Consider the following 22,974-nt stretch of genomic DNA (forward strand, 5'->3'; position numbering starts at 1 on the left):
GGCCGCGCCCCAAACGGGAGCGCGGCCTCGTTGCTTTGGGAGCCTGTAGAGCGTTCCCGCGTTGTTGCGTGAAGCGTGTGGCGTGCTGCGCCTCTTATTTCGCCCCACTTTTTTGCAGCATGTAAATCACCGTGCTGCGAATTTCGTCGTCACTGCAATCGAAGCAGCCACCGCGAGGCGGCATCGAGTTGATGCCATTGATCGCTTCCTGCACCAGGGTATCGAAACCTTCTTCTTCGACCTCGTGCGACCAGTAAAGGCGATGCTCCTTGCCGACACCGGGAGCGCCCAGCGCACCGGAGCCGTGACAGGTCACACAGTACTGCTTATACAACTGCGCCCCGTCACGCGCCGCTGCCTTGTCGGTAGCCGTCGTGTCCGGGGCGCTGTCGTCAGAGCAGGCTGCCAGCACCAGCGCTGACAGCATGATTCCGGGTAAGGACCAGCGGAGCCTCAACAAGGTTATTGGCTCTTGCTGACCATGTATTCGATAGCGTCTTTGATTTCGTCATCAGAGCAATCCATGCACATGCCTTTCGGGGGCATGGCATTGATGCCATTGATGGCGTTCTTCAGCATGGTGGCTTCGCCTTTGGCGACATGCGGTGCCCAGGAGGCCGCATCACCCACTTTCGGGGCGCCGGCAGCGCCAGTGCCATGACAGGCGGCACAGGAGGCGTTGTACACCTGCTCACCGGAACGGGGGCCACTGGCCACTTCTTCGGCCGGAGCGGCAGCGCTGCCACATTCGTCGCCTTCCACACACACAGAGCCCACCGGCTTGATACGCTCTTCGATGGCGCGATCACTAAATACAGAGCGCTCGCCCAGCGGGTAAGGGGAGATTTCCTTGGTGCTCTTGGCAGCCACGCTACCGGCGGCAAACAGGGTAGCGACCAGGACCAGGCTGGCAGTCAGCATCTTTTTCACAATTACACCTCTAATTCTCTGTGGTTCGCCGCGGGAAGCCCTTAACGGCCTCTTGTGGGCGCTGCGGCTGGCGATTATACCCGCTCCAGCCGTAGGGACAAAACGCTTGATGTTACCCCGGAGGCTTGACGGCGCATACCGGGCCAGGAATCCGCCATGCCAGAGCATCTGCTGACGGAGGAGACAGCCCCTCACGCAACGTTATCGACCCGGTGTCAGGCCAGCTCAATACGCGGCAACAACAGGGTAAAGCGACTGCCTTCGCTGACCACACTGTGCACCCGAACCTCGCCGCCATGACGTTCGGTAACGACCTTGACGAAACGCAGGCCCATGCCGGCCCCACGGGTGCGGGCGCCACCGCTGGTGCTGGCCCGGCTGAAACGATCGAACAGCCGCTCCTGGAATTCCGGCGGAATCCCCACCCCCCGGTCACGCACTTCGCAGCCCACCTGATTGTCCTGCGCATACAGGGTCACATCAACGGAACTGCCCTCATGGCTGTATTTCACCGCATTGGTCAGCAGGTTCACGACCAGGCGCTCCAGCAGCTCATTGTTGCCCAGCACCCAGACCTCCTGGTCCGGGTCGTACTCAAACCGCAGCGTGATATCACGCTGCTGCGCCTGAATCTGTACCTGATCGATGGCACTTTCGACCACGTCGAGCATGTCCTGCTCGTTCATTTCCACGGATTCCACCGCTTCCACCCGTGCCAGCTGCAGGAATTGCTCGGCAATATTCAGGTTGCGCTGGGCATAGTGCTGCACATTGTCGAGGAAGGCCGGCAGGCCCTGATGGTCGCCGCTCTGGCGCATTTTTTCCGTGAGCGCCAGCACCGATACCATGGGCGAGCGCAGGTCGTGGGAGAGGAAATCCAGCATTTCGGAACGGGCCCGCATGGCCTGCTTCACATCGCTGATGTCCTTGAAGGAAATGATCATCATCCGGCCCGGGTTGTCGCCGGCATGCACCAGCAACATATCCAGATACAGGTCGGTGCCCTGACGGTTGCGACACTCCACCTGGGTGCGGCCTTCACCGAGGGTCCGGCACAGCAGGGCATCCCAGCTTTGCTCGCGCAGTTCCAGTTCCCGGTCCAGCTCCGTGACCATGGGCTGCCCGGCATCCAGGGCGCCCATTTCCAGGCCCAGCAGGAAAGCCGCCTGGGGATTTGCGTAAACAATCACCCCACAGGCGTCGGCGATCACCACCCCTTCGCGAATCTGCGCCAGGGTGACCTGGAAGAAACGGGTCAGGGCTTCCTGGCGTTCCTCTTCCCGACGCAACCGTTCGATGTGCTTTTCCAGTACCTCATAGCGCGGCCCCACATTGGGCGCCCGCGTACGGATACGGACCAGCATGGCGCGCACCCAGTAATCGTAGGTATCCGCGTGCAGCGCCTGGTCCCAGACCAGATCCAGCTCATAGCGACGACCTTCGTGGCGGAACCGGTACTGGCGCGCCAGCGCGCCCTTCCAGGTTGCCGCCGGCAGGCTGTCGCCGCCACGCAAGGGCTTCTCACCGCCCAGTAGACGCCAGGAACGCACCGGCAGCACCTGCTCCAGCATGCGCCCCATCTGCTCCAGCGTGGACGGCTGCGTCAGGCGCTGGTTCAGGTCACTGTATTCCGACAACCGTTCCAGGGCATTACGCATATAGGACAGGGAGTATTCCAGCCGCCGCCAGGTCCACAGCGGATAGGCCATGATCGCGGACGCCATGGCCGCAGACGGCGGGAACCACAACCGCAGGGAAATCAGCGTGGCCATGCTCACCAGCATGCACAGCAACAGCACGGCAAACACCAACGGCATGCTCCAGCGCGGCAACACATAGGGCAGCAGCAAGGGCGCCAGTAACGCCAGCACCACTCCCAGCACCAGTGCGCTGGGCATGGGCAGGTCGCGCACCAGCCGGTCCGCGCGCAGGGCATCCAGCAGATTGGCATTGATTTCCACCCCGGCCATCAGCTCGCCCTTGCTTGCCATGGGAGTCGGCAGCATGTCGCCCAGGCCGGCGGCGGTGGCGCCGATCAACACGATCTTGTCACGGATCAGTTGCTCGGGAATCAAGTTTTCCAGCAGCTCCACCGCCGACACCTGGGGGTAACTGTTTGGCCCACTGACAAAAGGTATATAGCGATGATAGCGCCGCACATTGGCCAGCCCGGAAAACTCTTCCCCCTTGTCCGCCGGGAAGACCTGTTCAGACAGGATGCCTTCCTGCACCAGCAATGTCTGGGTGATATGGGGCCACCAGGCCTGGCCAATCCCCGAGCGCATATAGACCGAGCGGGCCACGCCATCGGTATCCAGCTCCAAGTCCACATGCCCCAGCCCGGCCGCGGCGCGGGCAAACGGCGAATAGGGCAGCACTTCGATCAGCTGCCCGCCGGCGCGCAATTGCTCTACATGTACCGGCAGGTAGACATGCCCGTTAGCCGCCATGGCCTGTACCAGGGCCAGGTCGGAATCCGGGTTATTGCGGTCCGGTTCGGAAAGAATCAGGTCCATGAGCACCGCACGGGCGCCCATGTCGGTCAACCGGTCAATCAACTGTGCGTGGACTTTGCGATCCCAGGGCCAGCGGCCAATTTCACGCAGGCTGTATTCATCGATACCGACGATCACCACGTCCTGGGACGGATCATCCGGAAGCGTTTGCAGCAGGTTGTCGTAGATATAGCGGTCGACAAAGGAGAGCGCACCGCTGATTGTCAGCAGTGCACACAGCCCCACCACCAGGCACAACACCGATACATGCTCTGCCAGATAACGACGCTGGTCCGGGCTCAGACGATTGCGCATGATTTATAGTGCCAGCAGCAAAGCCGCCGCGCCGACGAAGGCCCACAGATCCCAATGCGACTCTTTTTCCGGCTCGGGCTCAGGGGGTGGCGGTGCCGGGGTTACGCTAAACGCGTGCCAGCTTTCCTGGCCCCGCAGGCCGTTTTCATCTATCGCCCTCACCAGCAGACGATAATCCCCGGTGGGCAGATCTTTTTGCCAATGGCCAGTAGACAGGTGGGCCTGGGTCAATAACCGACCTGCTGGCTGGCTATAGAGCTCCAGCAGATAGGCACGGGCCTTGGACTGGGTCGGCCATACCGCCACCACATCGGTGTGCGAGGCGCTCACCTCCATGGCTGGCGCCGGCAGCAGCTCCACCGGTTCGATGGGCGCTTCATCCAGGCGGGCCAGAGTAGCGTAGCCGCCCTCGATCTGGCGATCGGTGCCGCGCGCGCCCACATCCACGCGCCCGTCGATCACTTCGTTACGCGTGGTCTCGGCGCCATCCACACCCAGGTAATATTCCGTGCCACGCACCGCCGCCACGGCGCCAGGCGTATAGACTTCAAAAGACGCTTCATCGCTTTGCCGGGGGGTGACGCTGTTACGAATATTACCGCGCTGCAAACGCAGCTCGGTGCGTTCATTCTGCTGATCCAGGAAGCGGCGATAACGGGTCACCACCAGCAGGCTGGCTGGTTTGATATAGACTTCGGACTGATCGGCAAAGCGCAGGCGGGCACTGCTTTTCGCAGCCGTTTCCAGGGCATCACCAAATGCCACCGCATCACCGTTTTGCAGCTGACGGGGCTCCCCGCCCCTGGCCGGGTACAACATGACTTCACCGGTAACCGCATCCACGGTGGCGGGAATGGGCTTTTCTTTCAGCCAGCTGATCGGCACCCGCAAGGTATTACCGGGGCGCAGGGAATGGGGGTTGTCCAGCCCGTTATAACGAGCCAGTTCGCCCCAGCAGGTTTGCGGAGACTGGGCAAACTGTTGACAGACTTTCCATAGAGAATCGCCAGGACGCAAGGTGTAATGCCAATCATCCCCGGCCCAGGCCGTTGATAGAAGGCACAGCAGCATGGCTGTGCTCAACCAGACCCTCATAGATGTGTCCTTATTCTTCAATCGGCTCCAGACGATATCCGTGCTGGTACACCGTTTTAATTCGATAGCCACGTTCAGGGCGAATATGCAGGCTACGTCGAATCCGACTGATATGCACGTCAACGGTGCGCGATTCGATCGGGGTCATGATACCCCAAACCTTCTCCAACAGGTGCGCACGGCTCATCAGCTTGCCTACATTCTGGAACAGATAGCAGGCCAGCTCGTAATCCTTGTCCGTCAATTTGATTGCGTCTTCATCCAACAGGATCTGACGACGGGACCGGTCCACGGTCCAGGGCCCCACACTCAGGGCGGTTTCTTCATCCATTTCCGATACCCCTGCCCGGCGCCCGAGAGCGCTGATACGGGCCAGCAATTCCGCTTGCTTGGTCGGTTTCACCATGTAGTCATCCGCCCCCTGGGAGAGCGCGCCAACAATCGATGACTCATCATCACGCTGGGTCGCAAACAACACCGGGGTGCGGTTACCACTGGCACGTACTTCTTCCAGCACGGCGTAGCCATTCATGTCCGGCACTTCCCAGTCGAGCACCAGAATGTCGAAAGTGTCGCGCCGTAACAGGGACATGAATTCACGGCCACTGGCCATGTGAATACAGTTATGGCCAGCCTCTTTAAGCCAGTGAGTGACTAGCTCTGCCTGAGCCATGTCATCTTCGAGATAAGCAATGCGCACGGTTAAACTCCATCTGTTGCAGGCCGACATCTGCCCGCAAAGGGTACCGATCTACCAACGGATTAGCGGGAAAAGATTGTAAAATGCCGAAACGAACGATTCGACACCAAAACCGGGGCCACGTCCAATGCTTCACCGCCTGCCATGCCGCTGGCGCGACGCTCAGGCCGGCCCGCTGGTCAATTTCAGGCCGATGACACCCACCACAATCAGCGCCATAAAGGCCAGTCGCGAGGCATTGGCCGGATCCTTGAAAAAAACGATCCCCAGCAGCGTGATCCCCACCGCACCAAGCCCGGTCCAGATCGCATACGCCGTGCCCACGGGGATACCGCGCATGGCATAAGACAGCATCAGCATGTTCAAACCGGTAAGCACCAGCGAGGAGCCAATGGACAGCACCCCGGGGTTAATCTGGATCCATTTGAGGCTCATGGCCCAGGCGATTTCCACGATAACGGCCAGTAGCAACACCACCCAATACAGATTCATCCTGCTTTCTCCAACACACTTGCCCACCACGGTACGGTGACCGGAGGCAGGCACGGGCTCGTCAGGAAAACAGTACTGTCGGAAACCCGCAAAGAGACAGCCTGCTCATATTCAGATACCGGGAGAGGGTCCCGGCGCGCCGATTATAGCGATCCCGCCACAGGATGCACCCAATCCATGGACGAGACCGCCGCAACCCGCTATCATTCGCGCCCGTTGAACCCCAAGTTCTTCAAGTTTTGCGCCCGTAGCTCAGCTGGGCGTAGCCGGAAAAAGGGAAGCATGCTTCCCCCGGCGAAGCGCGGATTGCCATGCAGGGCAATTCGCCGGACCGGCGAACGCCGGGAGCGTTAGCAGCGCAGCGCGCTGTCAGGTGGTGACGCTAGCCAACACCCCTTAATATGAACGTCAAAGTTTTGCGCCCGTAGCTCAGCTGGATAGAGCGTTGCCCTCCGGAGGCAAAGGTCAGAGGTTCGAATCCTCTCGGGCGTACCAGATAAAAAGGCCTCCCAAACGGGAGGCCTTTTTTATTCGTCGCGCATTAGAGTGACAAACACCCTTCTCTCCGCTTGATTGGCTTATCGCGAATCCCCCGCACTTTGCCGGGCGTTCGACGCCGCGCGTGCCGTGAACACAACCTCACGCCTTTTCGCGATAGGCGCTGGGCGAACACCCTTCCCAGCGCCGAAAGGCACGCACGAAACCGCCCGCATCGGTATACCCCAAATGGGCCGCCAGCTCCTCGATTTTCATGGTGGTGCTGTCAAGGAGTTGCAGGGCCAGCTGGCGGCGCTCTTCTTCGACCAGGTCCCGGTAGCTGGTGCCCTCCTGCTCCAGCTTGCGGCGCAGGCTGCGGGTGGAAAGGGCCAACGCACTGGCCATATCGTTGAGGGTGGCCCCAAGGCCCAGCTCCCCCAGCAGTTTCTGGCGCACCTTGCCGGCAAGGCCGCTGTTTTCCACGGTGTCCATGCGCTGCTGGCATTGCTGTTCGAGCATGCGGGTGAGCACCGGGTCGTAGCCGGGGAATGGCTGACTGGCCCCCGCCCGGTTGACCAGAATACGATTGGCGCTGGCATGAATGCCGGGAGCCATGCCGCACAGGGCCTCAATGGCCGAGGCGGCAACATCCGGCTCACCGGTGAATTCGACACCTCTGAATTCCACGCCCTGAAAGGTAATTTCCCGTACCAGGTTGAGGGCCGTCGCCATGTCGCGCTCAAGAAGAAACTGGCGCAGGTGTGGGGGGATCGGGTCCGGGTCGAAGATCACACCGAACGCGTCACCGTCCTCGCAAACAGTAATGCGGCAGTAGGCGGTGCTTAGCGGCAGGTAACGCAGCCCCAGGGCGACAGCATCGCGCAGGGTCTTGCAGGTACGTAGGGCAAAGCCCCACACACCGAAGGTGGCCAGGTTGTATTGCAGGCCCAGTTCAAAGCCACCCACTCCCTCTTCCGGCAGAGCCAGCATCAGGTTTTCGATCAGGCGCATTTCCTGGGTCCGCGTCACCAACCCTTCACCACTGGACAATTCGGTTTCCGAGATGCCGGTGCCGAGCAGGCAGGTCTGCTGGTCGATGCCGTTGCGCAAGGCAAAGTTAAGCATGACCTGACTGATGGCCACCGGGTGCAATTTGTCATCTGAGTGCTGCATTGCCCGTTCCGCTGGTTCCGCCCTGTCACTCCCTGGCCACTTCTGCAGGGTGATTGGCCACGGTGGCTATTCTGGTTTTTTCGCTGTCGACGTAGTGTTTACCCTGATGAGACCAACAAGAGGCAACACCATGGATGCGGCAGCATTGAACAAGCAGGCCATTGCCTGTGCCAAGCACTATATGGGGAAAACCGCCTGGCCGACAATTTTACTGACGGCGGGTGTGTTGATCGCTTTCGTTGCCACACTCGCGTTGTTTGCCGATGGCACCCTGCCGGCCTGGGGCGCCTACCTACTGGTCGCTGCCCTCACCTACATGTCCTACACACCGCTGCACGAGGCCGCCCACGGCAATATTCACGGGCAGAATGACCGCCGCAAGTGGGTCAACGATTTGTGCGGGTATCTGGTGGCGCCCATTATTGCGATTCCCTACGCCTCGCACCGCATCGAGCATTTCACCCACCACCGCTATACCAACCAGCCGGACAAGGATCCGGACTTTATTATCAGCGGCATGCAGAAAGGGCTGGTGGGTTTATTGGCCGCAGGCCTGCGCTTTCAGTGGGTACAGAATACGTTTTTTGTGCAACACAGCTGGGGCAGCGCGTCACTGAAGGAAAAGCTGATTTATAGCAGCGAGCTGGCACTTTCCGTCGGCTGGCGGGTTGCCTTTTTGCTCATGGTGGACCAACCCGGCACCGCGGCCGTCATCCTGCTGGGGTACTACACTGGCGGCCTGTTCACTGCCTACTGGTTTGCCTATCGCCCCCATCATCCCTACAAGGTGAATGAGCGTTATCGCAATACCAATAGCCTGATCATGCCGCGCTGGATGAAACCACTGGAATGGTTCTGGCTGGGCCAGAACCTGCACTCCATCCATCACCTGTTCCCGCGGGTGCCGTTCTACCAGTACCACGCATTACACCGGGATATTGAGCCTATTCTGCAGGCCCAGGGCACCCCGATTATCGGTATTTTTTCCCGTCAGCCCGTAGCCGACAAGGCCGCCTAAGATGCCACGGCCCACCCTGTAACCATCAGGGTGGGCCATGCAAGTTCAGGCCGCAGACGCGCGCCCGGCCACCGCGGGGGCATCCGCTGAGGCCACCCAATCCAGCATGGTCGCCCGGATTTGCGGGAAATAGCGGCCACCAACACTCCAATGGCAACACCCCTGCACTTCCACCAGCCTGGCCTGATCACCAAACCGTTGAGCAATTTTACGTTGCACCCGCAAGGGCGTGATGCGGTCTTCCGTGCCCCCCATAATCAACACCGGACACTGGATTCGGCTCACCTCCACATGGGCCGCGGAACGGCGGCCCAGCAATGGCGCCATGCTGATCTGGAAGGTCGCCATGCCGGATTCATAAGTACTGCTGTCGGTAATGTCCTGCTGCACTTCCGGCGTCTGACGATTCGCCACGCCATACTGCACATTGGCCAGCCGCATCTCGGTGAATTTTTTCCACAACGGGAAACGCAGCATATTGCGCCCCAAAGTCCGAATCACCGAGATGCCCAGCCCATTAATCCCTGCCGGCGCCGCTGACGACAACAGAATCAATCGCTCGCAAGGCACCTTGGCTGCCGCCAACTGCGCCAGCAAGCCGCCCATGGAATGGCCCACCAGAATAGGCGGCCGGGACTGATGCTGTATCGCCTCAACAATGGCATCCACATAGTCCTCCAGCCGAGCGCTGGCCAACGCCGCCAGACTGGATGAGCTGTGCTCCTGCTTGCTGCGATGATAGGGCAGAGTCAGCGCCTCCACGCTGTAGCCTGCATCATCAAAAGCATCACGAACGTCCTGCAGGGTCTTCGCATCGCTCCACATGCCGTGCACCAGCAGCACCGGAGCCTTGTTGTTATCACTGTTCGTCATGATGGCCTCCTTATACCGACCCAGCTCAGGCCGTTGCCTTGATCGGCTCAACATTGTCACGGCCTGCGGCGGCAGGAGAAGAGAAAGCCAGAATGCCGTCATCCACGGCCTGATTGACCAGGGTGTTTTTGTCCTTGCCATAGTGCATGGTCACCGCCCAGGGCGCCTCTTTGCCCTGGCGAGGCATGCGATCTTTCGCACGACTGATATAACCCGGAGCAAAACCATCCAGCATGCCGGAATCGGTGATGTTGTCGCCATGGTCCACGGGCGTCGCCGCGCTGAAACCCTGTTTTTCCATGTAGGCAAACAGGCGACACAGGTATTGCCCACCAATGTCACTCTTGAGCGTCCAGGGCGCATTGGTATAACCGAAGATCCAGCCATAATTGGGAATATCCTGAATCAGGATACCCTTGTAGGTCATCTTCCTGGGCAGTGCGACCGGCTCACCATCCAGTTTCAATTCCAGCCCACCCATTAACTGCACATCCAGACCCGTGGCAGAAACAATAATATCCGCCTCAAGGTGCTGCCCGGATTTCAGAACGATTCCGGTTTCATCAAAACGCTCGATATGATCGGTAGCGATATCCGCCTTGCCGGAACGCAGGCTGGTAAAGAAGTCTCCATCCGGCGCAGCACACAGGCGCTGATCCCACGGCATATAGCTCGGGCTGAAGTGGCGCACATCGATGTTTGGCGCCTGCTTGTGCATGTGGGAGATCAGCAGTTTGCGGGCACGCTCTGGCCAGCGCTGGCAGGCCAGATACAGGCCGCGCTGAATCAGGATATTGCGCCCACGGGTCATGCTGAACACCCACTTTTTCGGCAGCACTTTATTCATCGCCATGGATACTTTATCGGTATCCGGCATGGCCATAATGTAGCTGGGCGAACGCTGCAACATGGTCACCTTGGCCGCTTTTTCCGCCATCGCCGGCACCAGCGTAATCGCCGTGGCACCACTGCCAATCACCACCACTTTCTTGCCGCTGTAGTCCAGCTCTTCCGGCCATTGCTGCGGGTGAATAATCTGGCCCTTGAAGTTCTCTTCTCCGGCGAAGTGTGGCCGGTAACCCTGGTCATAGTTGTAGTACCCAGCGCAATTCACCATGAACCCGCAGGTGAATTCACGGCTTTCGCCGCTGGCTTCATGCTGTGTATAGAGTGTCCATTGCTGCTCATTGCTGGACCAGTCAGCGTTATCCAGTTTCAAGCCGTACTGCACTTTCTCGTAGAGGCCGAACTCCCGGGCCGTTTCCGCCACGTACTCACGGATATCTCCGCCCTTGGCCAATACCTTCTCGGAGTACCAGGGTTTGAACTCAAAACCGAAGCTGGCCATGTCGGAGTCCGAGCGGATACCGGGATAACGGAACAGATCCCAGGTGCCCCCCACCTTTTCCCGTCGCTCGATAATGGCCATGCTCTTATTGGGAAACTGGCGGGCGATGTGGCAAGCGGTTCCGATACCGGAAAGTCCGGCACCAATGATCACGATGTCGTAGTGCTGGGCGCTCATGGCGGCCTCCTTGTTGTGAGTATTGGATATTGATGCCAGTCACTATTTCAGAAGCCACCCTTGACAATATTGACGCATGTGGACATATTTTTGACATAACGCGACAAAGTCGTCCGTTATTGAGCCCGCCATATGCAACGAGCGACATCATCAAAGGGCAACCGCCCAAACACCCGGCCGCACCATGAGTGACCTGATTCGCGCCACCAACCTGTGGGGGTTCGACGAACTGGTGCGCCAACTGGGTGGCGACCCTCTGCCCTTGCTGGAGCGTTACCATATTCCGCCGGAGGAACGGCGGGATGACAGTTCTTTCCTGCTTTATCGCAACCTGACCGCGCTGTTCGAAGACACCGTCCAAACCCTTAATTATCCGCAACTCGGCCTCAAGCTGGCGGAGTATCAGGGCATGGATATTCTTGGCCCGATTAGCGTGATCGCGCGCAGTGCGGCCACGGTAGGCGACGCCATCGACAGCATTGCCCGCTATCTGCACCTGCACAGCCCGGCCCTGGGCATCAGCAACACCTTGTGCGAACACCAGGGGCAGCCCTGTATCCGCTTTCAGTTCACCATTGATGAAAGCAGCTCCGGGGGCTATCGCCCTCAGGCCTATGAGTTGAGCCTGTCGAACTCTCTACAGGTCATGAAGCTGCTCTGCGGGGACACTTTCCGCCTATATAGTGTCCACTTCATGCACGCACGCCAGGCTGAGCTTGATGCGTATCACGACGTGTTCCGCTGCGACGCCTATTTCGAACAGGATTGGTGCGGCTTTTATTTGCCTGCGGCAGCCTTTGCCATGCCACTATCCAGCGCCGACCACCATACCTGGGAGCTGGCGGAGCGTTATCTGGCTTCCCAGCAAGCCCCCAACGCCATCACGCTCAGCGAAGATGTCACCCGCCTGATCACCACCCTGCTCCCCACCGCTCAGTGCACCAGCGCCGCCATTGCCTCACACCTGTCCATGCATAAACGCACCCTGCAGCGCCGCCTGGCCAATGAAGGGGTCAGCTATGAACAATTGCTGGAAGAGGTGCGCCTGAAACTGTTGCGTGAATATCTGATGGAGCCCAACCTGAAGCTCAGCCAGGTCGCCGGGCTGCTGGGCTACTCCGAGCAATCGGCCTTCAACCGGGCCTGCCGCCAATGGCTCGGCACAACGCCACGGGCCTATCGCCGCCAGCTATTGAGCCAGGCCTAGACAGACGACGCGCTTACAGCTCATCAAAGGAATCGTAATAATCGGCAAGGCGATCAATCAGTGTACGCACCGCCGGCAGCATGCCCCGGCGTGACGGGAACACCGCATGGATAATATCTTTCGCCAACGCCCAGCGGGGCAGTAGCTGCACCAACTCACCGCGCTCCAGCTGGTGCTGCACGGTGAGAACCGGCAGCTGCACTACCCCCACACCTGCCACCGCCGCACGGCGCAGGGCAATCATGTCGGTGGTCACATAACGAGGCTGGTAAAACACTCGAACCTCACTCCCATCTTCCCCGCGCAGGGACCAGCGAAAATCCGGGCGCGGCGTTCCCAGCCCGAGACTCGGCCAGCTGGACAGCTCTTGCGGATGGCCCGGCATACCGTACTGCGCCACCAGCTCCGGGCTGGCCACCAGTGCCAGCCGCCGGTCAGACAACACCCGCACCACCAAATCACTGTCCTCCAGACCCGGCGGGCGAACCCGGATCGCCACATCCACCCCTTCACTAATCACGTCCACGCGCCGATTAGTGGCTTCCAGATGCACGGTGATTTCCGGGTACTGCTTCATGAAGTCGGCCAGGAAAGAGCCGATATGCACATGCAGCAGCGTAATCGGGCAAGCCAGACGAATAACCCCACGGGGTTCCGCCGTCACTGTATCAATGGCTTCCTGAGCCGACTCGGCCTCCACCAGCATGGCCTTGCAGTGCTCATAGTATTGCTGCCCGACCTCGGTCACCGAGAACTGCCGGCTTGAGCGATTGATCAGTCGCACCCCCAGCCGCTCCTCCAGCCCGGCCACCCGTCGGCTCAGTTTTGACTTGGGCACCGTGATCGCCCGGCTGGCCGGGGCAAAACCACCGAACTCCACCACCTTGGCAAAGTAGAACAGGTCGTTAAGGTCCACCATCTATCGTCCCATTTTTGCAACGCTGAGTTGTAATTTTGCCATCTATCCGCCCATCCGTTCCACGCATAATATTCACCCATGACCAAAACGGAGGAACCCGCCATGAAAAAGATTCTCGGTATGTATTCCGCACCCGCCCCGCACTGGGTAGGAAACGGCTTCCCGGTTCGCTCCCTGTTTTCCTACGAAAGCCACGGCAAACAGCTGAGCCCCTTCCTGCTGCTGGATTACGCAGGGCCGGCACGCTTCCCCCCTGCCACCAAGCCTCGCGGCGTTGGTGAGCACCCACATCGCGGCTTTGAAACAGTGACCATCGTCTACCAGGGCGAGGTGGCTCACCGGGATTCCACCGGACAAGGCGGCGTGATTGGGCCGGGTGACGTGCAGTGGATGACCGCCGGTGCCGGCATCCTCCACGAGGAGTTTCACTCCCCCGCCTTCACCTATCAGGGCGGAGAACTGGAAATGATCCAGCTGTGGGTGAACCTGCCCGCCGCGGACAAGATGACCGCCCCGTCCTATCAGGGCATCCGCAGTGATGAGATCCCGGTAGCACCACTGGCGGATAACGCCGGGGAAGTGCGCGTCATCGCCGGGGAATTCCAACAACACGCAGGCGCGGCCAGCACCTATTCGCCCATGCAGGTATGGGATATCCACTTGCGGGCGCATGCCACGGTGACGCTGGACCTGCCCGAAGGCTGGAACACCGCGGTCATCACGCGCAAAGGCGATGTTCAGGTCAACGAACATACCCGGGCGGCTGCGGCACAGATGGTGGTGCTCGACGCAAAGGGCACGCAAGTACAGCTCCACGCCGAGGCGGACAGCGATCTGCTGCTGATTGCTGGTGAACCACTGAATGAACCCGTGGTGGGTCACGGTCCTTTCGTGATGAACACCCGGGAAGAGATTCAACAGGCGATACGCGATTTCCAAAGCGGCAATTTTGGCCAAATCCCGGCCTAACCCTTAACCAACGGGTGGCGCGCCCAGCGCCACCCATCACACGCAGGAGAAAGACCATGGGTAAGCAATACAAGAGACTCGACAAGGACAATGCAGCGGTACTACTGGTCGACCATCAGGCCGGCCTGCTGTCTCTGGTGCGCGACATTGATCCGGACAAGTTCAAGAACAACGTGCTGGCACTGGCCGACATGGCCAAGTATTTCGAACTGCCGACCATCCTCACCACCAGCTTTGAAACCGGCCCCAACGGTCCACTGGTGCCAGAACTCAAGGAGATGTTCCCCGATGCGCCCTATATCGCCCGCCCCGGACAGATCAATGCCTGGGATAACGAGGACTTCCTCGCCGCGGTAAAGGCCACCGGCAAGAAACAGCTGATCATTGCCGGCGTGGTCACCGAAGTCTGCGTGGCGTTCCCGGCCCTCTCGGCCCTGGAGGAAGACTTCGAGGTGTTCGTGATCACCGATGCCTCCGGGACCTTTAACGCCATGACCCGGGACGCCGCCTGGGACCGCATGAGCGCCGCCGGCGCCCAGCTGCTGACCTGGTTTGGCGCAGCCTGCGAGCTACACCGTGACTGGCGCAATGATATCGACGGGTTGGGGGCACTTTTCTCCAACCACATCCCGGATTACCGCAATCTGATCACCAGCTACAGCACCCTCACCGAAGGGAAATAGACCACAGGCAGCGACCGGCTGGCCGCCCCTGACAGGGCGGCCAGCAGACCTCACCGCAAGAGAAGATCTGCACATCTCAGGGTAAACATACCGTTCATCCATGAACCTTCTTCACAGAAATAAACACCATGTTTCCCGAAAATAGTCGTTTTTTGCACGATTTACCGTTAATTATGACGATAAACAACCTGTAATATTTTGTGACTGAATGTTAACTTGCGCCGGCAAAATCATAACTCGGGAAAGTTACCATGAAGTATTCAAACAAAGCCGTGCTGGCAGCCGCGATTGCTGCTGCGTCTACCCAGGTCATGGCCAATGGCCTGGCCCTGAACGAACAGAGCGCCAGCAGCGCCGGTTCTGCCTACGCAGGCCGCGCCTCTACCGCTGCCAACGCCAGCACCCTGTATGGCAACCCTGCCGGCATGAGCCGCCTGGACCGCGCCGAAGTGAGCGGCGGCCTGGCCTTTATTGATGCCAGCACTGACATCAGCAATGCCGAAGGACAGCTAGCCCCCGGTCTCCCCGTATCTGGCACAAACGATGGCGACATGGTGCCTTTTACCACCATTCCTTTCGGCTACTACGTCAGCCCGATCAGCGACAAACTGCATGCCGGCATTGGCGTGTACGCCCCCTTTGGCGTAGAGAGTGACTACGAAGACAGCTTCCAGGGCCGCTACCAAGGCGTCACCAGCATGGTGCAGGTTGTCACCATCCAGCCCACCATCAGTTACGCCTTTAACGATAGCGTCTCTGTGGGCTTTGGCCCGACCATCAACCACATCTCCGGCGAACTGACCAGCAAGGTTCCCGGCGCTGCCTTTGCACAGATCAATCCCGCCTTCGTTAACGCAGCAGACAGCGACGTGGAAATTGAAGGGGACGATATTGCCTACGGCTTCAACCTGGGCACGCTGATTGCGGTCAACGACCGTCTCGACTGGGGCCTGACCTATCACTCCAAGATGGATTTCTCCCTGGAGGGCGACACCACCGTGAGCGGCTCCCCATTGGGCACTGTGCTGGATGGCGAATACGATGCCGAGCTGGACATCACCATGCCGGAATCCGTGGATACCTCTGTCAGCTTCCAGGCTACAGACAATCTGGACCTGTATATGGGCGCCACCTGGACTCGCTGGAGCCGACTGGAAGGCATTGAAGTAGAAAACAGTGGCGTAAACCCTCTTCTGCAGGCTCAATTCGGCACCATCACCGAAGAGTTGAACTGGGAGGACACCTGGTCCTTCGCCGTTGGCGGTGCCTATCAACTGAACCCGAAGTGGGTGGTTCGCGCCGGCTATGCCACCGACAAGTCTCCCACCAGCGATGCGGATCGTACCGTGCGCATCCCGGTGAGCGATCGTGATATCTACACTCTGGGCGCCGGCTGGAGCCCCACGGCTGACCTGACCTTTGATGCAGCCTACGCCTACATCAATGAAGAGAAAGGCCGCGTATCCCAGGACACCTACAGCGCCGATTTCGAAAACAGCGCTCACGGCCTGGCCCTGCAGGCGACGTACCGCTTCTGATTTCAGATGCGCTAATGTCACATAAAAAAACGGCGCCCCAGGGCGCCGTTTTTTTATGTCGCCCTGCGGCTGCAACACGGTTCACGCAACGCACCCAACGCCAAACATGACTCTTCACCCTCTCTGGTAGGTCGATTTAGGCTTAGCCGTAAACCGACAAATCCGCAGCGATGAAGACAAGCCTTTGAGCACTGGCCACTTAACCAATACGCAACGCCGCATTAGCCCTTGATCGGCAACCGAATCAGCTCACCGCTTCCCGTTCCGTTTCGGTGAGATGCCTGGGGTGCCCCTCGGTCACCTTGCCCACCCAGAGCGGATGAGGCTCAGCCAGACGCACACGCTTGCGAAACTGGCGGCGCACCACCCACAGGGATAACGCCACCAGCAGCAACAGACCGTTGATCAACAGGTTATCGGCCTCAAGAGCGTGACCACCCTCCAGCACCACCTGCAACAGCGGCACCGCCAGGTAACACAACGGCGCCACCATAAGCATCAGGCCACTGAACCGCAGCGGCGAAGCACGCAAACTCCACAGCACCAGCAGCACAACCACCACACCACAAATTGCTCGCTCCGCGGTAGCAACCCAGGCCGCCCAGGGCGTATACGGCAGCCCCTTGCTGACCAGGAAACTGCACGCCACGCCGATCACAACGCCAAAACAAAGCCCAAGAGTCAGGCGCAACAGAAACGCCGATCCACGGCTTGGCCCCTGGCGATCACTGCGACGCTCGCACCACAGCACATTACCGGACACAAACAACAACGCCCCCAGCAAGCCCATGGCGAAGTACAGCCATTTCACCAGCATCCCGCCGTAATCGCCAAAATGCAGGGAATACACCGGCGAGAACGAATCGAAGTTCAAGCTGCGCTGCCCCGGAGCGATCACGTTCAAGACTCCCATCGCGGGGTCCAGCACCACATGCGCGTGATGCCCCACATACCCCGGCACAGAACCGGCCACATCCACCCAGCCGGCCGCATCGCCGTAACCGCGAATTTCCACCCAATCCACACTCATCTCAGGCAACGCATCGGCCGCAGCAGACAGATAATCCGCCATCGGCACCATGGCAACGCTTTCACCCTGGCTTTGCACCGGGGGCCATACCGCCGTTTCCTCTTCAATAACCCCACGCAGCTGCGGGCCAAATACCAGGGTTCCCAGCACCACGGCGACCAGCGTAAAGGCGCCCATGGCGGCGCCGGTCACCGACATGATCAAGTGGAAGGGCAAGCTGACCACACCGATCAGGTTGTGCATGTTCTTCCAGTAACGGCGCATGTTGCCCTCGTGCTTGAGGGCAAAGAATTCCTTGCGCAGTTTCGGCCAATGAATCACCAGGCCGGTGAACAGGGCGGCGCCGTACAGAATCGAGATCAGCCCCATGAAGGTCATGCCCAGGTTGATGGGCAGGCCGCCACTGGGAATCGCTAACTGGTAATGCAGCTGGTTGATGAAATCCGCCAGCGCCGAGCGAGGCTTTTCAACATACTTGCCCGCCTCGTCGAAATCCGTGGCATGGGCGGTGAGCCACTCCCCGGCACCCCCCTCTCCCACACCAGAAGCGCTGGACTGAAACCACATTACCGCCGGGTCTTCCTCCGGCAGGAAAAAGAGGCGCTTACGCGCATCCGGGTATTGGTCGGTCACACGGTCCAGAAGCGCTTGCCCATCGATGGCGTCTTGCGATGCCACCTCCGAAGCCTGCGGCGCCTGCCAGTGATGCAGTTCGTGATGGAACACATTGAGGGCGCCGGCAAAAAACGCCACAAATAGAGCCAGGCCACTGGCCATGCCCAGCCAGGCATGCAGGTCGATAAAGCGTCGCAAGCGGTCCGCCTTCATGCTCCACCTCCCTTCATGCTCCACCCCCATACAAGGCGGTAGTTTGCAGCGCCATCCAGGCGACCCCATTCATTACCAGCAACGCCACCAGCGGGGGCCAGGTACGCTCAGGTAGCGCCACCAGCACCACCAGCAGCATCCACAACAAGGTCACCCCCAACAATTGCAACACCAGCCAGGACTGCCAGGGCGCCGGTACCGCCGCCGCCAACAACCCCATCAGCATTACCGACAACGGCAGGCTCAGCAAAAACGCCAAAAAGGCTCTCATCGATTGCCCCCCCGGCGCTGATAGCTATCGCGGTAATGGCTGACCAGCAGCGGCACCAGCAGGGCCGGCAGCGTGAACACCCACAACCCCACAAACAGGCCCACACTGACACCCAACTGCAGTGACAACAGCCACAGCCCGCCGGCCAGCAGGGCCAGCGCGATTACGCGGGTAAAGACAGGAAGGGGCTGATCCAGCCAGCGTTGCTGGCGATCCGACAGATAAAACAGCAACACACTGGCAAGTGTGGCCAGAACGGCAACCAGCATAGGGAGAGAACCATTAATCCATGATAATGGTTCTCATTTAATAGTAGCAGGGTGTTTTCGTCAAGGTGCCCAGGGCACCCACCGGCTCAGCGGGGGCGCAGCTCGCGCAAATAATCACTGGCCTCGCTAAGACGCGCCGTGGACAGGCGATCCCAATCCACGGATTCGCGATCCGGCATCCATACACCGGAAAACGTGGACGCATCCGCCAGCACCAGCTCCGCATTGAGCATGGGCACACCGTGGTAATCACCGGCCATCCCCCCGGCCCGGCGAATCGCCGACCACCAGGCCGGCGGCCGCCAGTGCAGGCGCACATCCGGCAAATGGCAACTCAGTTCGGTTTCTGCCACGCAGCATTCCAGCACGCTGTCCTGCTGACGACTCAACCCCTGCCGCCACAGTGCCGACCCGGCCACCATGACCAGCGACGGAAACGCCCGCAGCAATGCCCGGCAACGGTCTTCATCGGTGAGCGGCTCGCCCAGCACGACCTTGTAGAATACCGGTCGCGGCGGCGCCACCTGCTTGACCACTCCAGCCTCCAGCCAGCGCAGCACGGTATCCAGCGCGCCACCAGCTTCCTCCGGTTGCAGCTGCTTGAGATCCGAGAGGGTAAAAACCCGTGGCAAACTATCCAGCGCGGGAGACAACATCGTCATTGCCTGCATCAACGGTCCGCCACATCCGCCAGGGGAAGCCGCAGGCCCAGGCAGGAACGCAGGGCCATGGTCCACGTCAGCAGATGGCAAATCACCGTAAGTTGCCGGGCCTCCGGCAGGCCGGCCAATCGCAGCAGCACCACCTCGTCGACCTGACGCTCGAGCCTCTTGATTTCCCGGGCCCGCAGGTCATTGGGGTTCTGACGTTGCGCCAGACGCAAGGTCAACAAACGCCCCTGGATATCATCTTCCTGTGCCGCATAGGCGCGCTCGACCAGGCTGTAACTGGACAAATGCCGCATGGTGCGCGTGCGCTGCTGGCGCCGGGAACGGTGCCTTTGCGGCACCACCAGCACAGAGAAAACCCGCGCCAACCACTGCACAACAGGCAACCAGCGAGCCCCATCGCGACACGCGATCAGGTACCAGCCCCAGGCCCGCAGACGAGACACATCCCGGCGCAACACCCGCACCCGGGCATGGCTATCCGCACTGCCCGACGAGGCAAAGCTCGCCCGGTAAACGGCCAGGTACTCCTGCAGGGCCTGCAGCCGTGTCTCCACCGCTTCCAGCCCCAACTCCTGCTGACGCCACTTCCCCGCGCCCTGCTGTGTGCCCATAAACTGCAACTCCTGCATAGCCACTACTCAAAGACAATGCATAAAAAGTGAAGCCGGCGCCGCTGTGAAACAGATTCAGCCCGGCACCGCTAACTCTAACGAGGCAGCCGCGCCCACCCCAGAACAAAACGGTCCGATTTCCGTGTAGCCACGTAGCCGTTTTGTATCTTCCTGATACAGGTTTTGGAATCAGTTCACACTTTCAATCGCTGTATCATTTCACCTACAACAAAATGCATGAATATCTTATTCTCCTGCGTCACCACAGACAGGATCTATCCCTTTGCACCTACGCCCCTTCTCGCTCTGGCTTTGCCTTGCCCTGCTTGCCCCCGCAGCGCCCCTTCAGGCCCACCCCGGCGGGCTCGATCAACAGGGCGGGCACACCGACCGTCGCACCGGCGACTACCATTGCCACCGGGAGCCCTGCCTCACCCTGCACCGCCAACAGCAACAGGCTGAACAGGAGGCCGCTGACACCCAACGCGCCTTCAGCGGACTCTATGACCGGGACCACTGGCCCCACTGGATAGACGCAGACCGGGATTGCCAGGACACCCGGGCAGAAGTCTTGATCGCCACCAGTGAAATTGCAGTGACCTTCACCAGCCCGGACCACTGCACCGTGGCCAGCGGCCGCTGGTACGACCCCTACACCAACCAGACCTTCACCCGGGCCGGCGATCTGGACATGGATCACTTTGTTCCTCTGCGCCATGCCCACGGTCACGGCGGCGACCACTGGGACGAGCGGTTGCGCCGACAATTTGCCAACGACCCGGACAACCTGATCCCGGTATCCGCCAGCGCCAACCGCAGCAAAGGCGCCCGCAGCCCGGACCAGTGGCTTCCCGATAACCGCCGCTACTGGTGCGAATACGGCCAGCACTGGGAACGGATCAAGCAACGCTACCAATTGATGGTCACACTCCAGGAAGCCGACGCCCTGAAACAGCTGTTAAGCCATTGCCCGCTGGCCGCACATCCCTGACCCCAAAACGACAAAACCCCGACCACAAGGCCGGGGTTTTGATTGTCGCATCACCCGTCCGCAGACGGTGCGCTCACTGCATGACAGGCTTACTGCTGGGCAGCGTCTTTCATGTCTTCAGCAGACTCTTCGGCGTTCTCATAGGCGTTATCCATATCTTCGCCCATTTCTTCCATCGGCCCTTGATCCGGGGTGATGTTTTCTACCGCCTTGTCTACCTTCTCGCCAGCGTCCTCAACCGGACCATCGTTGGCGTCACAGGCTGCCAGCAGGGCAGAAGAGGCGAAAATGGCGGCCAATGCCGCTTTACCGAAAGTACGCATAGAATCACTCCTTGAATTAACTGATTCGGACAGTGAGCACTCTAAGCATGTTCCTGGCACTTGGCCAAGCGGATTCGCACATTTAGCGGCCATTTTACGAAGAGTTACAGATGGGCGCGCGCCAATTGGCATAGTGTTTTTCCTTTCTCAGCGCCTTCCGCCGGGTAAGATACCCCCATAACAAGGAGAACAAATGAAAAAACTCGGCAGGCATGCAGGCCGCACCATGGGAAGGAACGTGGGCGGTCTGGCACAACTGGTCACCCGTTTCGGCAACGAAATAACCCAGGTCGTACAGGATATTCACGGCGCCGTGGCCAACCCCTTCAGCCTGCGCGGGCACGATTACACCCCCGCTCCCATGGTGTACAACCTGATCCGCTACGGCTTTCGCCAGGCCGGCAACCTGGCCGGCATGGCCGACCTGCTCGCGGACCCACAACGGGAACTGCGCGACAGCCTGGACCTGCAAAGCATCATCAACGGCATTTTCGGTCAGCTACTGGTCGAGCAGAACAACCGCTATGCCCTGCCCATGACGCTGCTCCCCAAAGCGCCCCCGTCACCGGAGGCCGATACGCTGGTCATCTTCCTGCACGGGCTGTGCATGAATGAAGCCTGCTGGAATAGTCCCGCCGCTGATGCCTTCTGCCAATGGGCGCGCCAGCATCTCAACGCGGATATTCGCTACCTGCGCTACAACACCGGCCTGCATATTTCCGACAATGGCCGCAAGCTGGCCGGGCTGCTGGCCCACACGGCGCTGCCCGAGCGCGTGATCCTGATCGGCCATTCCATGGGCGGACTGGTGGCACGCAGTGCCCTGCATCAAGGGCGCGAGCGGGATGACAGCTGGGTCAACCGGGTCAGCCACCTGGCCTGCCTCGGCTCTCCCCATCAAGGCGCCCTGCTGGAACGGTTTGGTAACGAAGCCAATCGCCTGCTGGGCCGCACACCCTACTCCCGCCCCCTGATGCGCCTGGCCAACCTGCGCTCAGACGGCATCCGTGACCTGCGCTTTGGCTATGTGCTGGAAGACCAGTGGCGGGACCGCCCACTGGACGACCCGCGCCCCACCCGCAAGGTGCCCCTGGACCCGCAGGTTCAGCAACTGTTTATCGCCGGCAGCGTCAGTGAGCCCAACCATGCCCAGCCCCGGGGCGACTGGCTGGTAACCACTGATAGCGCTTTGGCGGAGCATCTCTACCCGCAAGCGGACCATCTGACCCGGGAACTGTTTTACCAGATGGGCCACATGACCATGATTGAGGAAACCCGCACCTACGCACGGGTACAGCGGTGGCTGGACGAATCAGCCGCCACCTGAAAGTACGGCAAGACCAGCCAAAAAACGCAGTGCAGGCTTGTTATATTTTCCAGCTCTGCGCTTTCAGCGAGCCCGCCCGGGTCAGCCAGCGACCAGGACCGCCACAGCCAGCGCAAATAACGCCAGTGGAAGGATAATGATGCCATTGCGGATAGCGCGCTCACGCCAGAGCGACCAACGGTAATAACGATGCATTTGATTTCCCCTATTTCCCCAAATAAACAGGAAGTATAGGGATGTCAAA

General features: G+C 60.0%; 23 protein-coding genes and 1 tRNA gene. 8 read left to right on the top strand and 16 right to left on the bottom strand.

All coding sequences use genetic code 11. The features are described from left to right. Positions 1-94: 94 nt before the first annotated feature. From F1529_RS16495 to F1529_RS16520, 6 genes are all read right to left on the bottom strand, one after another. Positions 95-427: a cytochrome c5 family protein gene (locus tag F1529_RS16495; RefSeq protein WP_007150859.1), complete on the bottom strand. Its 333-nt coding sequence runs from the start codon at positions 425-427 to the stop codon at positions 95-97. Positions 428-462: 35 nt separating this feature from the next. Further along, complete coding sequence (locus tag F1529_RS16500) at positions 463-921, bottom strand: cytochrome c5 family protein (RefSeq protein WP_007149004.1); 459 nt, start codon at positions 919-921, stop codon at positions 463-465. 224 nt (positions 922-1,145) lie between these two features. Further along, complete coding sequence (locus F1529_RS16505; RefSeq protein ID WP_007151427.1) at positions 1,146-3,740, bottom strand: CHASE2 domain-containing protein; 2,595 nt, start codon at positions 3,738-3,740, stop codon at positions 1,146-1,148. 3 nt (positions 3,741-3,743) lie between these two features. After that, positions 3,744-4,835, bottom strand: coding sequence for a FecR domain-containing protein (locus F1529_RS16510; RefSeq protein ID WP_196220424.1), 1,092 nt, complete (start codon positions 4,833-4,835; stop codon positions 3,744-3,746). A 10-nt stretch (positions 4,836-4,845) separates the two neighbouring features. Then, positions 4,846-5,535: a response regulator transcription factor gene (locus F1529_RS16515; RefSeq protein ID WP_007148755.1), complete on the bottom strand. Its 690-nt coding sequence runs from the start codon at positions 5,533-5,535 to the stop codon at positions 4,846-4,848. Between the two features lie 162 nt (positions 5,536-5,697). Continuing rightward, positions 5,698-6,027: a multidrug efflux SMR transporter gene (locus tag F1529_RS16520; RefSeq protein WP_007150444.1), complete on the bottom strand. Its 330-nt coding sequence runs from the start codon at positions 6,025-6,027 to the stop codon at positions 5,698-5,700. Positions 6,028-6,445: 418 nt separating this feature from the next. Between F1529_RS16520 and F1529_RS16525 the strand changes: the two genes are divergently transcribed. Next, positions 6,446-6,522, top strand: a tRNA-Arg gene (locus tag F1529_RS16525). Between the two features lie 144 nt (positions 6,523-6,666). Here F1529_RS16525 and F1529_RS16530 read toward each other — a convergent pair. After that, positions 6,667-7,677 carry an AraC family transcriptional regulator gene (locus F1529_RS16530; RefSeq protein WP_007149931.1) on the bottom strand — a complete coding sequence of 337 codons (1,011 nt, stop codon included), beginning with the start codon at positions 7,675-7,677 and terminating at the stop codon, positions 6,667-6,669. Positions 7,678-7,783: 106 nt separating this feature from the next. Between F1529_RS16530 and F1529_RS16535 the strand changes: the two genes are divergently transcribed. Next, on the top strand, positions 7,784-8,695 hold the full coding sequence (locus F1529_RS16535; protein ID WP_155136549.1) for a fatty acid desaturase: 912 nt from the start codon (positions 7,784-7,786) through the stop codon (positions 8,693-8,695). Positions 8,696-8,740: 45 nt separating this feature from the next. Here F1529_RS16535 and F1529_RS16540 read toward each other — a convergent pair whose 3' ends face one another. Further along, entirely contained in the window at positions 8,741-9,568 is an 828-nt protein-coding gene (locus F1529_RS16540) for an alpha/beta hydrolase (protein ID WP_155136552.1), read from the bottom strand. Between the two features lie 25 nt (positions 9,569-9,593). Next, positions 9,594-11,093: an NAD(P)/FAD-dependent oxidoreductase gene (locus tag F1529_RS16545; RefSeq protein WP_155136555.1), complete on the bottom strand. Its 1,500-nt coding sequence runs from the start codon at positions 11,091-11,093 to the stop codon at positions 9,594-9,596. Between the two features lie 184 nt (positions 11,094-11,277). On the opposite strand from F1529_RS16545, the gene F1529_RS16550 reads away from it, so the two are divergent. Further along, positions 11,278-12,300 carry an AraC family transcriptional regulator gene (locus F1529_RS16550; protein WP_155136558.1) on the top strand — a complete coding sequence of 341 codons (1,023 nt, stop codon included), beginning with the start codon at positions 11,278-11,280 and terminating at the stop codon, positions 12,298-12,300. Between the two features lie 13 nt (positions 12,301-12,313). On the opposite strand, the gene F1529_RS16555 is transcribed toward F1529_RS16550, so the two are convergent. Further along, on the bottom strand, positions 12,314-13,219 hold the full coding sequence (locus F1529_RS16555; RefSeq protein WP_155136561.1) for a LysR family transcriptional regulator: 906 nt from the start codon (positions 13,217-13,219) through the stop codon (positions 12,314-12,316). Positions 13,220-13,321: 102 nt separating this feature from the next. On the opposite strand from F1529_RS16555, the gene F1529_RS16560 reads away from it, so the two are divergent. The 3 genes from F1529_RS16560 (at position 13,322) to F1529_RS16570 (ending at position 16,409) form a co-directional block, all read left to right on the top strand. Further along, positions 13,322-14,188: a pirin family protein gene (locus F1529_RS16560; protein WP_155136564.1), complete on the top strand. Its 867-nt coding sequence runs from the start codon at positions 13,322-13,324 to the stop codon at positions 14,186-14,188. 56 nt (positions 14,189-14,244) lie between these two features. Continuing rightward, positions 14,245-14,871: an isochorismate family cysteine hydrolase YcaC gene (gene ycaC, locus F1529_RS16565; RefSeq protein WP_007149077.1), complete on the top strand. Its 627-nt coding sequence runs from the start codon at positions 14,245-14,247 to the stop codon at positions 14,869-14,871. Between the two features lie 251 nt (positions 14,872-15,122). Beyond that, entirely contained in the window at positions 15,123-16,409 is a 1,287-nt protein-coding gene (locus F1529_RS16570) for an OmpP1/FadL family transporter (RefSeq protein WP_155136567.1), read from the top strand. A 244-nt stretch (positions 16,410-16,653) separates the two neighbouring features. Here the strand turns inward: F1529_RS16570 and F1529_RS16575 are convergent, their stop codons facing one another. The 5 genes from F1529_RS16575 to F1529_RS16595 all read right to left on the bottom strand — a co-directional run bounded on the left by F1529_RS16575 (position 16,654) and on the right by F1529_RS16595 (position 20,089). Continuing rightward, a complete protein-coding gene (locus tag F1529_RS16575) occupies positions 16,654-18,267 on the bottom strand; it encodes a PepSY domain-containing protein (RefSeq protein ID WP_155136570.1) in 1,614 nt (537 codons plus the stop codon). 13 nt (positions 18,268-18,280) lie between these two features. After that, complete coding sequence (locus tag F1529_RS16580) at positions 18,281-18,538, bottom strand: hypothetical protein (protein ID WP_155136573.1); 258 nt, start codon at positions 18,536-18,538, stop codon at positions 18,281-18,283. Beyond that, entirely contained in the window at positions 18,535-18,807 is a 273-nt protein-coding gene (locus tag F1529_RS16585; protein WP_039926490.1) for a hypothetical protein, read from the bottom strand. The genes F1529_RS16580 and F1529_RS16585 overlap by 4 nt, the downstream gene beginning before the upstream one ends. 86 nt (positions 18,808-18,893) lie before the next feature. After that, positions 18,894-19,478 (bottom strand): hypothetical protein, encoded by a 585-nt coding sequence (locus F1529_RS16590; protein ID WP_155136576.1) that lies wholly within the window; start codon positions 19,476-19,478, stop codon positions 18,894-18,896. Next, entirely contained in the window at positions 19,478-20,089 is a 612-nt protein-coding gene (locus F1529_RS16595; RefSeq protein WP_155136579.1) for a hypothetical protein, read from the bottom strand. Before F1529_RS16595 ends, F1529_RS16590 begins: the two co-directional genes overlap by 1 nt. Positions 20,090-20,372: 283 nt before the next feature. On the opposite strand from F1529_RS16595, the gene F1529_RS16600 reads away from it, so the two are divergent. Then, positions 20,373-21,080 (top strand): YHYH domain-containing protein, encoded by a 708-nt coding sequence (locus F1529_RS16600; RefSeq protein ID WP_155136582.1) that lies wholly within the window; start codon positions 20,373-20,375, stop codon positions 21,078-21,080. Positions 21,081-21,169: 89 nt separating this feature from the next. Here the strand turns inward: F1529_RS16600 and F1529_RS16605 are convergent, their stop codons facing one another. Further along, positions 21,170-21,403, bottom strand: a complete 234-nt coding sequence (locus F1529_RS16605; RefSeq protein ID WP_007149500.1) for a hypothetical protein — start codon at positions 21,401-21,403, stop codon at positions 21,170-21,172. A 193-nt stretch (positions 21,404-21,596) separates the two neighbouring features. On the opposite strand from F1529_RS16605, the gene F1529_RS16610 reads away from it, so the two are divergent. After that, positions 21,597-22,730 (top strand): alpha/beta fold hydrolase, encoded by a 1,134-nt coding sequence (locus tag F1529_RS16610; RefSeq protein ID WP_155136585.1) that lies wholly within the window; start codon positions 21,597-21,599, stop codon positions 22,728-22,730. Positions 22,731-22,974 lie beyond the last annotated feature (244 nt).

Origin of the sequence: Alcanivorax sp. VBW004 (genome assembly GCF_009718865.1) — a bacterium.
Classification (GTDB): domain Bacteria; phylum Pseudomonadota; class Gammaproteobacteria; order Pseudomonadales; family Alcanivoracaceae; genus Alcanivorax.

Excerpts from the sequence above, each read along its gene's own strand:
- F1529_RS16495 (WP_007150859.1), bottom strand. The coding sequence starts at position 427 with ATGCTGTCAGCGCTGGTGCTGGCAGCCTGCTCTGACGACAGCGCCCCG.
- F1529_RS16500 (WP_007149004.1), bottom strand. The coding sequence starts at position 921 with ATGCTGACTGCCAGCCTGGTCCTGGTCGCTACCCTGTTTGCCGCCGGT.
- F1529_RS16505 (WP_007151427.1), bottom strand. The coding sequence starts at position 3,740 with ATGCGCAATCGTCTGAGCCCGGACCAGCGTCGTTATCTGGCAGAGCAT.
- F1529_RS16510 (WP_196220424.1), bottom strand. The coding sequence starts at position 4,835 with ATGAGGGTCTGGTTGAGCACAGCCATGCTGCTGTGCCTTCTATCAACG.
- F1529_RS16520 (WP_007150444.1), bottom strand. The coding sequence starts at position 6,027 with ATGAATCTGTATTGGGTGGTGTTGCTACTGGCCGTTATCGTGGAAATC.
- F1529_RS16530 (WP_007149931.1), bottom strand. The coding sequence starts at position 7,677 with ATGCAGCACTCAGATGACAAATTGCACCCGGTGGCCATCAGTCAGGTC.
- F1529_RS16535 (WP_155136549.1), top strand. The coding sequence starts at position 7,784 with ATGAGACCAACAAGAGGCAACACCATGGATGCGGCAGCATTGAACAAG.
- F1529_RS16540 (WP_155136552.1), bottom strand. The coding sequence starts at position 9,568 with ATGACGAACAGTGATAACAACAAGGCTCCGGTGCTGCTGGTGCACGGC.
- F1529_RS16545 (WP_155136555.1), bottom strand. The coding sequence starts at position 11,093 with ATGAGCGCCCAGCACTACGACATCGTGATCATTGGTGCCGGACTTTCC.
- F1529_RS16550 (WP_155136558.1), top strand. The coding sequence starts at position 11,278 with ATGAGTGACCTGATTCGCGCCACCAACCTGTGGGGGTTCGACGAACTG.
- F1529_RS16555 (WP_155136561.1), bottom strand. The coding sequence starts at position 13,219 with ATGGTGGACCTTAACGACCTGTTCTACTTTGCCAAGGTGGTGGAGTTC.
- F1529_RS16560 (WP_155136564.1), top strand. The coding sequence starts at position 13,322 with ATGAAAAAGATTCTCGGTATGTATTCCGCACCCGCCCCGCACTGGGTA.
- ycaC (WP_007149077.1), top strand. The coding sequence starts at position 14,245 with ATGGGTAAGCAATACAAGAGACTCGACAAGGACAATGCAGCGGTACTA.
- F1529_RS16570 (WP_155136567.1), top strand. The coding sequence starts at position 15,123 with ATGAAGTATTCAAACAAAGCCGTGCTGGCAGCCGCGATTGCTGCTGCG.
- F1529_RS16575 (WP_155136570.1), bottom strand. The coding sequence starts at position 18,267 with ATGAAGGCGGACCGCTTGCGACGCTTTATCGACCTGCATGCCTGGCTG.
- F1529_RS16580 (WP_155136573.1), bottom strand. The coding sequence starts at position 18,538 with ATGAGAGCCTTTTTGGCGTTTTTGCTGAGCCTGCCGTTGTCGGTAATG.
- F1529_RS16585 (WP_039926490.1), bottom strand. The coding sequence starts at position 18,807 with ATGCTGGTTGCCGTTCTGGCCACACTTGCCAGTGTGTTGCTGTTTTAT.
- F1529_RS16590 (WP_155136576.1), bottom strand. The coding sequence starts at position 19,478 with ATGCAGGCAATGACGATGTTGTCTCCCGCGCTGGATAGTTTGCCACGG.
- F1529_RS16595 (WP_155136579.1), bottom strand. The coding sequence starts at position 20,089 with ATGGGCACACAGCAGGGCGCGGGGAAGTGGCGTCAGCAGGAGTTGGGG.
- F1529_RS16605 (WP_007149500.1), bottom strand. The coding sequence starts at position 21,403 with ATGCGTACTTTCGGTAAAGCGGCATTGGCCGCCATTTTCGCCTCTTCT.
- F1529_RS16610 (WP_155136585.1), top strand. The coding sequence starts at position 21,597 with ATGAAAAAACTCGGCAGGCATGCAGGCCGCACCATGGGAAGGAACGTG.